The organism is Candidatus Frankia nodulisporulans (assembly GCF_902806475.1).
Classification (GTDB): Bacteria; Actinomycetota; Actinomycetes; order Frankiales; family Frankiaceae; genus Frankia; species Frankia umida.
In genome coordinates this window covers 1-10,874 of record NZ_CADCWS010000143.1, presented here as the reverse complement: position 1 = coordinate 10,874, position 10,874 = coordinate 1, and the positions used below count along the sequence as shown (strand labels likewise).

General features: G+C 71.8%; 8 protein-coding genes. 6 read left to right on the top strand and 2 right to left on the bottom strand.

The genetic code is table 11. The features are described from left to right. Nucleotides 1-496: 496 nt before the first annotated feature. Entirely contained in the window at nucleotides 497-2,335 is a 1,839-nt protein-coding gene (locus tag G6R24_RS13555; RefSeq protein WP_163549612.1) for an ABC-F family ATP-binding cassette domain-containing protein, read from the bottom strand. A gap of 309 nt (nucleotides 2,336-2,644) precedes the next feature. On the opposite strand from G6R24_RS13555, the gene htpG reads away from it, so the two are divergent. From htpG to G6R24_RS13540, 3 genes are all read left to right on the top strand, one after another. Next, complete coding sequence (gene htpG / locus G6R24_RS13550; protein WP_163549611.1) at nucleotides 2,645-4,621, top strand: molecular chaperone HtpG; 1,977 nt, start codon at nucleotides 2,645-2,647, stop codon at nucleotides 4,619-4,621. A 258-nt stretch (nucleotides 4,622-4,879) separates the two neighbouring features. Continuing rightward, nucleotides 4,880-6,328 (top strand): aldehyde dehydrogenase, encoded by a 1,449-nt coding sequence (locus tag G6R24_RS13545; protein ID WP_163549610.1) that lies wholly within the window; start codon nucleotides 4,880-4,882, stop codon nucleotides 6,326-6,328. Continuing rightward, nucleotides 6,315-7,280 carry an alpha/beta fold hydrolase gene (locus G6R24_RS13540; RefSeq protein ID WP_163549609.1) on the top strand — a complete coding sequence of 322 codons (966 nt, stop codon included), beginning with the start codon at nucleotides 6,315-6,317 and terminating at the stop codon, nucleotides 7,278-7,280. The genes G6R24_RS13545 and G6R24_RS13540 overlap by 14 nt, the downstream gene beginning before the upstream one ends. On the opposite strand, the gene G6R24_RS13535 is transcribed toward G6R24_RS13540, so the two are convergent. Then, nucleotides 7,244-8,773 carry a PstS family phosphate ABC transporter substrate-binding protein gene (locus tag G6R24_RS13535; protein ID WP_163549608.1) on the bottom strand — a complete coding sequence of 510 codons (1,530 nt, stop codon included), beginning with the start codon at nucleotides 8,771-8,773 and terminating at the stop codon, nucleotides 7,244-7,246. The genes G6R24_RS13540 and G6R24_RS13535 overlap by 37 nt on opposite strands. A gap of 368 nt (nucleotides 8,774-9,141) precedes the next feature. On the opposite strand from G6R24_RS13535, the gene G6R24_RS13530 reads away from it, so the two are divergent. From G6R24_RS13530 to G6R24_RS13520, 3 genes are all read left to right on the top strand, one after another. After that, nucleotides 9,142-9,429, top strand: coding sequence for a hypothetical protein (locus tag G6R24_RS13530; RefSeq protein WP_163549607.1), 288 nt, complete (start codon nucleotides 9,142-9,144; stop codon nucleotides 9,427-9,429). Further along, entirely contained in the window at nucleotides 9,429-9,668 is a 240-nt protein-coding gene (locus tag G6R24_RS13525) for a hypothetical protein (RefSeq protein WP_163549606.1), read from the top strand. The genes G6R24_RS13530 and G6R24_RS13525 overlap by 1 nt, the downstream gene beginning before the upstream one ends. A 215-nt stretch (nucleotides 9,669-9,883) precedes the next feature. After that, a partial coding sequence (locus tag G6R24_RS13520; RefSeq protein ID WP_225438489.1) for a hypothetical protein occupies nucleotides 9,884-10,874 on the top strand: 991 nt, incomplete at its 3' end.

The window sequence follows — 10,874 nt, the reverse complement described above, 5'->3', positions numbered from 1 at the left end:
GCTGGTGGCACGGCGACGCATCCGTCACGTTCGGCGGTGCCGATGGCGCGTCCGCCGCCCTGGCCCGCCCGGCCGAGGGTGGGTCCACCTTCCGCGACCGGCCCCGTCTGTGTCGCGTGGCCATGCCGCGTGGCGCGGGCATGCGGTGCCCGCCGCGTCCTCGATGGCGTCCGGTCGAGGCCTGGTGCGCAAGTCGGGTGGTTCGATGTCTCGCCGAACCTCGGTAATGCCGGATCGCGGCCAGCTGGATGTCTGATATGTACAGATATAAGTATTTACCCCGCCGCTGTGGTGGCGCGGTGAGCGCTTCGACGCGGCCGAATTGTGGTCAGGACGATGACATGCCGAGGGTTGTTCGAGAATTCAGGGCCCGATTTTCCATACAACCCTCGGCATGTGGCCGTCCAACCCTCGGCATCTGACCGCGGACCGCCGGGTCGGCCGCCGGCGGGTGGATCCGCGGGAAGATCGTGCGGGTGCGGGGGTGCGGGGATGGTCACGTCCGCGGGGCGGCGCCGGGATGGTGGGCGAGGGTGAGGCGGTCGCCGTTCCAGCGGCGGCGGACCCACCGGTCGTGGCTGACCAGCACGATCGCCCCGGGATAGGCGGTGAGTGCGGCCTCGAGCTCCTCGACGAGTACCAGGGAGAGATGGTTGGTGGGTTCGTCGAGCAGCAGGACGTCGGCGCCGGCCCCGAGGACCAGGGCAAGCGCGAGGCGCTGCCGCTGGCCGGCCGACGCCCGTCCCAGCGGCACCATGAGCTGCTCGCGGGTGAACAACCCGAAGGCCAACAGCGCCTGCGCGTCCTCGGACCGGACTTCGACCCGTCCACCGGTGCGGGGCGAACCCCGCCGCGTGGAGTCGGCCAGGGCGGCGCGGCCGTGCGCGAAGGCGGCCAGCAGGGTGCGTTCCGGATGGGTGACCGGGATCTGCTGCGGCAGGTGCGCGATTGTGGCATGCCGGTTGACCTCGCCGCCGTCGGGGACGAGATCGCCGGCGAGTACCCGCAGCAGGGTCGTCTTGCCGGCCCCGTTCGGTCCGTCGACGAGCAGCCGCTCCCCGGCGCCGACCACCAGCGACACCGCCGGCAGCCGCCCTGCCACCGTCACCTCCACCGCGCCAAGCAGCGTCCCACCGGCTGGACTGGTACTGCCAGCTGGACCGGTGGTGCCGGTTGGGCTGGTGGTGCCGGTTGGGCTGGTGGTGCCGGTTGGGCTGGTGGTGCCGGTGGAGTCCGGGGCGCCGGCGGAACCGGCGCTGACGGCCAGGGAGGGGCGGGATGGCTGGGCTGGGTGGGATGGCTGGGCCGGCAGGGCGAAGCGCAGTGCTTCGGGGGGTGCGGCGACGGGGTGGTCGAGCAGGCGGCGCAGGCGTTCCTCGGCGTTGCGGACCCGGCTCGCGACCGCCTGCTGCACGCGGTCCCCGGCCAGGCCGTAGGACATCTTGTTGCGATCGGTCGCGGCGCGATGCGGGGAGACCCGGCGGGCCGTGGTCAGGGTGGCCTCCCGCTGGCGGTCGACCGCGGCGCGCCAGTCCGCGTGCGCCTGAGCCTGGCGGGCCCGAGCGGCGGTGTGGGCCTGCAGATATCCCGCGTAGCCGTTGCCGTAGCGGGTCAGGCCGTGGCTGGCCGCGTCCACTTCGACGAGGGCGCCGGCGACCGCCTCGAGGAACACGCGGTCGTGGGACACCAGCGCCGTCGTGCCCGCGCGGGCGCGCAGGTAGGTCGCCAGCCAGGTCAGCGCGTCGTCGTCGAGGTGGTTGGTCGGCTCGTCGAGCAGCAGCACCTCGCGGCTGGCCACCAGAACGCACGCGAGCCGCAACCGGGCCTGCTGCCCACCGGAGAGCGTGGCCAGCGCCCGCTCCCGCGCGAGCCCGGCGAGCCCCACCCCGTGCAGCACCCGTTCGACTCGGGCCGTCGCGTCATAGCCGCCCCGCAGATCGAACATGGTCAGCAACGTGCCGTACTCCTCCAGCACCGCATCCGAGCGGGCTGGTCCGGCTGGTCCGGCCATCATCGCCTCGAGCTGGCGCATCCGGGACGCGATGGCCCGCAGTTCGGCGAGGGCGTCATCGACGGCGTCACCGACCGTCCAGTGGGACGGCAGCGAGGCCTCCTGCGGCAGATAGCCGACGCCGGCGTCGGCCTGGACGATCACCCGACCCTCGTCGGGCTGTTCACGACCGGCGAGCAGCCGCAGCACGGTGCTCTTGCCGGCGCCGTTCTCACCGATGATCCCGGTGCGGCCGCCGGGCGGCAGGGAGCAGCTGACATCCCACAGCACGCGGCGATGATCGTACGACTTGCTGACGCCATCCAGGGTGAGCTGGGTGGACATACGTGTCCTCCGAGGCGGTACCAGGCGGGACGGCCACGGTGGGCCGTCGGGTCGGCGCCTCAGAGGAGCATCGGCAACTCGTTTCGTCCGGGAGTGGAGCGCCTTCGAACCTGCCACGGCGGCGTCGCCGGGGCAAGCCGTTTTCCACTCCGGAGCCATCGCCGGGTCACCTCGGCGTGACCGTTCGGACGCCGGCGGCATGGTTGGGGACGGATCAGCAGTGATAGGTATGATTTCCGCCGCGGATGCGGTGTGGTGGACGCCCGATGTTCGCGACCCTGTTCGGCTGAATTCGTATGGAGGAACTCCGTGACCACCCGGGTCGAGACGCTGGAATTCCAGGCGGAGGCGCGCCAACTGCTGCGCCTCATGGTGCACTCGATCTATTCGGACAAGGACGTGTTCCTACGGGAGCTGATCTCGAACGCGTCCGACGCGCTGGACAAGCTGCGGTTGGCGTCACTGACCGAGCAGGAGCTGCGCGTTGACACGGCTGACCTGCACATCGACCTCGAGGTCGACCGGGACGCGCGCACCCTGACGGTGCGCGACAACGGCATCGGCATGTCCCGCGAGGATGTGGTCAACCTGATCGGGACGATCGCCCGCTCCGGCACGGCCGAACTGCTGCGCTCGTTGTCCGAGGCGCGGGCGGCGGGTGACACCACGGCCTCGGCGGATCTGATCGGCCAGTTCGGTGTCGGCTTCTACGCGACGTTCATGGTGGCCGACCGGGTCAGCCTGGTGACCCAGCGGGCGGGGGAGCGGACCGGTACCCGCTGGGAGTCCGACGGCGAGGGTTCCTACACCATCGAGGACGTGCCCGACGCGCCCCGCGGAACCGCGGTGACGGTGCACCTGAAGGCCGAGGACGCCGAGGACCGGCTGTTCGACTACACCGCCGACCACAAGATCCGCGAGATCGTCAAGAAGTACTCCGACTTCATCGCCTGGCCGATCCGGATGGCCGTCGAGCGTCCCGCCCCCCTGCCGGACGCCGACGCCGACGCGGATGCGGATGCGGATGTCGCGGGTGAGCCGGTCGCCGCGACCACGATCGAGATCGAGACGCTGAACTCGCGCAAGGCGCTGTGGGCCCGGCCCCGCGACGAGGTCGACCAGGCCGAGTACAACGAGCTCTACCGGCACCTGAGCCACGACTGGAGTGACCCGCTCGAGGTCGTCCAGATGAAGGGCGAGGGCACGTTCGAGTACGAGGCGCTGCTGTTCATCCCGTCCCGCGCGCCGCTAGACCTCTACACCCGGGACGCCCGCCGCGGCGTTCAGCTGTACGTCAAGCGGGTGTTCATCATGGACGACTGCGAGGCGCTGCTCCCGAACTACCTGCGGTTCGTCAAGGGTGTCGTCGATGCCCGTGACCTCTCGCTGAACATCTCCCGGGAGATCCTGCAGCAGGACCGGCGCATTCAGCAGGTGCGCCGTCGGCTGGTCCGCAAGGTGCTGGCGACGGTGCGCAACCTGCTGGAGAACGAGGCCGAGAAGTACCGCACCTTCTGGTCGGAGTTCGGTGCCGCCGTCAAGGAGGGTCTGCTCGCCGCGGCCGAGGACAGCGAGGCGATCCTCGAGATCATCTCCGCCGCCTCGACCCACGACCCGGAGCAGACCACGACGCTGCGCGGCTACGTCGAGCGGATGAAGGAGGGCCAGACCGAGATCTACTACATGACCGGTGACTCGCGGGCGACCATCGAGAACTCGCCGCACATGGAGGCGTTCGCGGCCCGTGGCTACGAGGTGCTGATCCTGACCGACCCGGTCGACGAGGTCTGGGTCGAGCGGGTCGGCCGCTTCGACGACAAGGTGCTCCAGTCGGTGGCCAAGGGACAGGTGGACCTGGACACCGAGGACGACCGCAAGAAGACGGAGACGGAGCGGGAGCAGCAGCGCACCGATTTCGCCGCGCTGCTGACCTGGATGGGTGAGCGGCTGCGGGACGAGGTCAAGGAGGTGCGGCTGTCCTCCCGCCTGACGACGTCGCCCGCCTGCGTCGTCGGCGACACCTTCGACATGACACCCGCGCTCGAGCGGATGTACCGCTCGATGGGCCAGCCGGTGCCGGCCGCGAAGCGCATCCTGGAGCTCAACCCGACCCATCCGCTGGTCGTGGGCCTGCGCCGCGCCCACGAGCAGGACACCGAGTCCGCCGCGCTCACCGAGACCACCGATCTGCTCTACGACCTGGCCCTGCTCGCCGAGGGCGGCGACCTGCGCGACCCGTCCCGCTTCACCCGCCTGCTGGCCGGCCGCCTGGCCAGCGCCCTGTAGGCGGACGGGGGCCGGCCAGCTGACGCCCGACCATCACCTGGCCGGCCCGCACCGCCCCGCAGGGCCCTGCACCGTCCCGTGTGGGCTGGCCCCGCGCCGTCCCGCAGGGCCCTGCACCGTCTCGTGCGGGCTGGCCCGCGTCGGCGGCCAACCGTGGGATGGGGGGGTGGCGTGGCGGAGAAATCGACGCGTCGATGCGACATCGACTAGTTTTTGTCTCGGCTGGTCTTGGGCTTGATTCTGGGGAGGTGTGCGGCGGTGCACACAAGCGGTGACATTTTCGTCGACGGCCAGTGGGTCGCGTCGAGCTCGCAGCATCATCTCGATGTCGTCTCGCCCAGTACCGAGGATGTGATCGGTCGGGTCCCGGACGCCAGCACCGAGGACGTGGACGCCGCGGTGGCCGCCGCGCGACGGGCGTTCGACACCGGCCCGTGGCCGCGGCTGAGCCCGGCACAGCGCGCGCAGGTGCTGGGCGAGCTGCTCGAGCAGCTGGTCAAGCGGGCGGACGAGCTCGCACAGACGATCACCGCGGAGAACGGCGTCCCGGCCGCGATGGTCCGCTCGGCGCAGGTCGACAACGGGCTGGACGTGCTGCGGTACTACACCGAGCTGGCCAGCACCTTCGAGGACGAGGCACCGCGCGCGGGGCGCTACTCCCCGGCGATCGTGCGCCACGAGCCGGTCGGCGCGGTCGCCGCGATCGTCCCGTGGAACGTGCCGTTCTTCCTGGCGATGATGAAGGTCGCCCCGGCCCTGGCCGCCGGCTGCACCATCGTGCTCAAGGCCTCTCCCGAGACGCCGCTGAACGCCTATCTCGTCGCCGAGGCCGCGGCGGCCGCGGGGCTGCCCGCCGGGGTGCTCAACGTGCTGGCGGCGGGGCCGCGCACCAGCGAGTATCTGGTGACGCACCCGGGGATCGACAAGGTCGCGTTCACCGGCAGCACGGCGGTGGGCCGCCGCATCGCGTCCCTGGCCGGCGGCCAGCTCAAGCGGGTCACCCTCGAGCTCGGCGGCAAGTCCGCGGCGATCGTGCTGCCCGACGCGGATCTCGCGAACGCGATGGCGCGTCTGGTCACGATGAGCCTGTTCCAGAGCGGGCAGTTCTGCGTCGCCCAGTCGCGGATCGTCGTACCCGTCGACCGCTACGACGAGGCCGTGGAGATCTTCGCCGCGAAGGTCAGCGGCCTGAAGGTCGGCGACCCGACCGAACCCACCACGTTCATCGGTCCGCTGATCAGCGACCGTCAGCGGGCCCGGGTCCTCGACTACATCGACATCGGACGTGACGAGGGCGCGACCCTGGTCACCGGCGGTGGCCGTCCGTCCCACCTAGAGCGCGGCTACTACGTCGAACCGACGGTGTTCCGCGACGTCGACCCGGGCATGCGGATCGCCCAGGAGGAGATCTTCGGCCCGGTCGTCGCCTTCCTGCCCTACCGGGATGTCGACGAGGCCGTGACCATCGCGAACTCCACCGAGTTCGGCCTGTACGGCACGGTGTGGACCGAGGACCTCGACCGCGGTGTGGAGGTCGGACGGCGCATCCGCACCGGAACCTTCGGGGTGAACGGCATCTCGCTCGACCCGGCGGCGCCGTTCGGCGGTGTGAAGCAGTCCGGTCTCGGCCGGGAACTCGGCCCGGAGGGGCTCGCCTCCTACCTCGAACCGAAGACGATCACCCTGCCAGCCAGTGCCCGAGGCTGAGCCGGCCGTCGCACCCGTCCTGCTGGACGCGGGGCGCTACTCGGTGTCGGGGCTGCTGGCCGAGGTGGCGCAGCCCCGCGGGACGATCGTCGCGCTGCATGGCGGGGGGATGAACGCCGGCTACTTCCACGGCGGGGCGGCACCGGAGCTGTCCCTGCTGAGGATCGGCGCCGCCGCCGGCTGGAACGTGCTGGCGCTGGACCGTCCCGGCTACCGGGCCAGCGCCGCCCTGGCCGAGGCCGACCAGAACTTCGCCGCCCAGGCCGGCATCGCCCGCGCCGCCCTCGCCGACTTCGCGGCCACGCACACCGTCGGCGCGGGCTTCGTCCTGGTCGCCCACTCCAACGGCTTCAAACTGGCCATCCACATCGCCGCCGCCGAGGCCGCCGAGGCCGCCGAGGCCGGCAGCGGTGCGCTGCTCGGGCTGGAGGGGTCCGGGGTCGGCCTGCGCTACCAGCCGCAGCGCTACGGCATCCACCCGGATGTCCCACCGCCGGCGACCGCGGCCGAGGCGATCGAGGTGTTCTGGGGGGCGTCCGAGCTGTATCCCGCCGACACGCTGCGGGGACGGCGCGGTTTTCTCGAGCCGTCCGCCAAGGGGGAGAGCGCGGAGATCCACACCTGGCCGCCGTCGTTTCCGTCGCTGGCGCACCGCATCCGCGTGCCGGTGCGGATCACCATGGCCGAGTACGAACAGTGGTGGACGAGTGACGAGGGGGAGCTTGCCGCGATCGGTCGGCTGTTCACCGCGGCGCCGACGGTCGAGACCTGCCTGCTGGCCGATGCCAGCCACAACATCAGCCTCGGCTGGGCGGCCCGCCCCTACCACCTGGCGGCTCTCGCCTTCGCCGAACGTTGTCGGCTGCGCGCGACCCTCGCCGCCGCGGCCGGCGACGACGAGGCGGCCGGCCTGCCTCAGCCACGGCAGCGGGGCAGGTTGTCAGGGGTGTAGCAGGGCTGGTCGTCGTCGGTGGTGAGGTCGCTGTGGCCGGGGCCGGTGATCAGATAGCTGAGGAAGGCGTCGGCGAGGCTGCCCGGCACCGGCCTGCCGTCGGTGTAGGCGTACTCGATCTCGGTGAAGCGATACCCACTGTCATGGATGGACGGCGCGTGGCCGTCGATCGACACCGGGTGCACGTTGGGTATGTTCCGCGCGGCCCGCAGGTCGACGTACCCGACCGCGCCCGGCAGCGCCGCCACCCGGCCCGCGATCTCCGCGCTGCTCGCCAACTGGCAGTACACCGCCTGCCCGCCGGCCGCACCATCACCGAGGCAGCCACCGGGTGAGCTGGTGGCCGGCTCCGCGTCGCCGCGCAGGAACAACGCGTCGAAGGCCAGCCGGGTGCCCGAATCGCCGGTGCGGCTCAGGGCGGCCACCGGCACGGGATCGCGAGGGCTGATCCGGCTCCAGTCGGTGATCCGCCCGGCCGGGTCGGCGGTGTAGAGCGCGCGGATCTGCCCGGAGGTCAGGTTCGACACCGCCAGATGGTTGTTGACCACCAGCGCGAACACGGACAGGGCGGCGGCCTGCCCCCACAGCCGGGGGCTCGCACCGGTCTGCACCCGCCCGTCGGAGAAGGCGATCAGATCGGTGCGTGGTTCGCTTCCCGCGGTCAGTTCGCGCAGACCGGCCTCGCTGCCACGGGCGTCCACGACGATCGTCGCACCGGGGCAGTCACGCTGGTAACGGTCGGCGGCCGCCCGCGCGGTCGGCGCGAACGCCGTGGACCCGGCGATCGTCAGCCGCCCGCTCACACAGCCGACCCGGGTGCGCCCGCCGTCACCCGGGATGAGGATGATCGCCGCCAGCGCCACCACACACGCGGTGAGCATCACCATGATCAGACGGGTCGGCCGGTTGAACCGCTGGGGCTTGTCGTCCACCGAGACGCTCTCGGTCTCGACGATGCCACCGTCGCGGATACCGCCGCGCACGTGCAGGTCGCTGCCGGTGCCGGCGCCGCTGAGCAGGATCAGCAGCTTGTAGCGCTGGCCGGGGTTCAGCGGCACACGCGGCAGCTGGAGCAGGTTGTCGCCGTAGCGGAGGCTGTCCGGGGCGGCGAAGTGGCCGAGCAGATGCAGCTCGTCGGGATCGGGGATGACGACGATGCCGCGCACGGTGAGGTCGGTGAAATCCACGGTCAGGCCGTGCGGGCCGTTGTTGGTGTAGTCGGACTCGCTGATGCTCTGCGCGCCGTAGTTCTCGATCCGCAGCAGGACGAGCGTGGCGTCGGAGATCCCGGGAAGGTTCGTGAACTGGCCGAAGACCGCCTGGTCGCGCGCGCCCCGGTTGCCCCCACCGACCCGGATCGCCATCTGTACCCGGTACCCGAGCTGCCGGCGACGGGGGCGTCGCTCGTACCAGACCGCCGCGACCGACGTGCCCACACCCAGCATCGCGGTGAGCACGGCGACGACGTTGCTGGCGCTCCACCAGTCAGCCACGGTCCTCCTCGACCACGATCCCCCGTGCACCTCGCTGGCCCTGAACCTCGCTGGCCCTGAACCTCGTCCAGGGCGAACCTGGGCAGAGGCACTCAGATCGTCGATTTCTGCTGAGGCTACGGCGGGTGTCCGACAGTTCGCCGCCCTGCTGTGGTCGATCGCTACTTCTTCGCCGACGCTTTCCCGTCCGTTCACCGTCGTCCTCGGCGCGTCGGTGGGTGTGGGCCGGGCATCCGAGGTGACCTCAGATCGAGGCCAGCTGCGCGGGTGCGTCGGCCTGGGGCCGAAACAGTTCTGAACAGGCGTTTCGGTAACAGGTCCGACGTGGGCGGGATCCGCTTGCGTCGTGGTGCGGCTACTGTGCGGCCATGGTCTGGAACCGGCGCGGGAACACCGACGGCGGGGCGTCGTCCGGTCGCGGCGGCACGAAGCGCGGTGGCAGCCCGCCGGTGGTCCGCGACGACGGCGACCGGCACCGGCGTAAGGCCGGCGGGGACACCGGGGACCGTCCCGTCGAGTTCGGCGACTGTTCGACCTGCAACGGCAAGGGCGAGATCGAGTCCGGACGCCAGGAGGTCGACGAGGACGGCCGTTTCCTCGGCAACGCGGTCGTGCGATGCCTGGTCTGCGATGGCACCGGGCGGGTGGGCAGCTGATGGGGGTCGGCGGCCGTCTCGTCCCGATGATCAGCGTGACGGCCTGCCGGGAATGCCGCCGCGCCCGCGGCGCGGCGCTCGCCGGAGTCCGCGGCGCCCGCCCCTCGCCCCGCGACGGCTCCGGTCACTGCCCGCATGGCCTGGTCGACCGCACCGTCTGGGCGCAGGGCGAAGGCCCCGGCTCCGCACCCCCGGAGGACCCCAGCACCCCCGGTGATCGTCGCCGCGGCCCCGTCTGACCGACCCGCCCGTCCACGGTCCGGCCTCGGACGGTCCGGCCTCGGACGGTCCGGCGTCCGACGGTCCGGCGTCGAAGCCTGGTCGACGGGCCCGACGAGAACCGGGGTCAGCGACCAGGCTTCGCGGCCAGGATGGCGGTGGCGACCAGGCGGCGCCAGGCCAGGGCGCGCGGAGCGGCCCGTGGTCACGGCACAGCGTGGGGACGGGGACAGGGTTGGCGGAGGTCGGGGCGGCGCTGGAGCGGTGGCAGGTGGAGGTGTACCTGGCCGCGATCGGGCTCGGCGTGCTGGTGGGGCTGGTGTCGCCGGGGGTCGGGTCGGGGCTGGAGCAGGCGGTGAATCCGCTGATCGCGGCGCTGCTGTTCGTCACGTTCCGGCAGGTGCCGGCGGTGGAACTGCGGCGGTCGTGGCGGGACGGGCGGTTCGTGGCGGCGGTGCTGGTGGTGAACTTCGTCGTGGTGCCCGTGGTGGTCGCAGCCCTCCTGCCGCTGCTGCCGGACGACCGGGCGCTGCGCCTGGGCGTGCTGCTGGTGCTGCTGTGCCCGTGCGTGGACTGGGTGGTGGTGTTCGGTGGGCTGGGCGGTGCACGGCGGGTACAGCTGCTCGCGGTGACGCCGCTGCTGTTGGTCACGCAGCTGGTGCTGCTGCCGGGCTATCTGAGGGTCCTTTTTGGCCCCGAGCTCGGGGACGTGGTGCGGGTCGGACCGTTCCTGTCGGCCTTCGCCTGGTTGATCGCCGTCCCGCTGCTGCTGGCGTGGCTGGTGCAGGCGGGGATGGCTCGCCGTCCGCGTGGCTGGTTCGCGGCCGCGGCGGCCGGTACGGACGTGGCGATGGTGCCACTGCTGGCCGCGACCCTTCTCGCTGTGATCACCTCGCAGCTGCCCCGGCTCCGCGACGGCGGTGGCGGTGGCGGTGGCTCGGCTGGTGCCGTCCTACCTGCTGTTCGCCGTGGTGATGGTCGGCGCGGGGGTGGTGGTGGCCCGACTGTTCGGCCTGGACGCGCCGGCCGGACGGGGGGTGGTGTTCAGCGGCACCGCCCGCAACTCCCTCGTCGTGCTGCCGCTGGCCCTCGCCCTACCGGACGAACTCGCCGTGGCGGCGGTGGCGGTGGTCACCCAGACGCTGGTGGAGATCCTGACCATGGTCGTCTGTGTCCGCGTCGTCGGCCGGCTGCTGGTGGACGACGCGGACGGTGTTACGCGCGAC

Coding starts and splice junctions, on each gene's coding strand:
- G6R24_RS13555 (WP_163549612.1), bottom strand. CDS start 2,335: ATGTCCACCCAGCTCACCCTGGATGGCGTCAGCAAGTCGTACGATCAT.
- G6R24_RS13525 (WP_163549606.1), top strand. CDS start 9,429: ATGGGGGTCGGCGGCCGTCTCGTCCCGATGATCAGCGTGACGGCCTGC.
- G6R24_RS13530 (WP_163549607.1), top strand. CDS start 9,142: ATGGTCTGGAACCGGCGCGGGAACACCGACGGCGGGGCGTCGTCCGGT.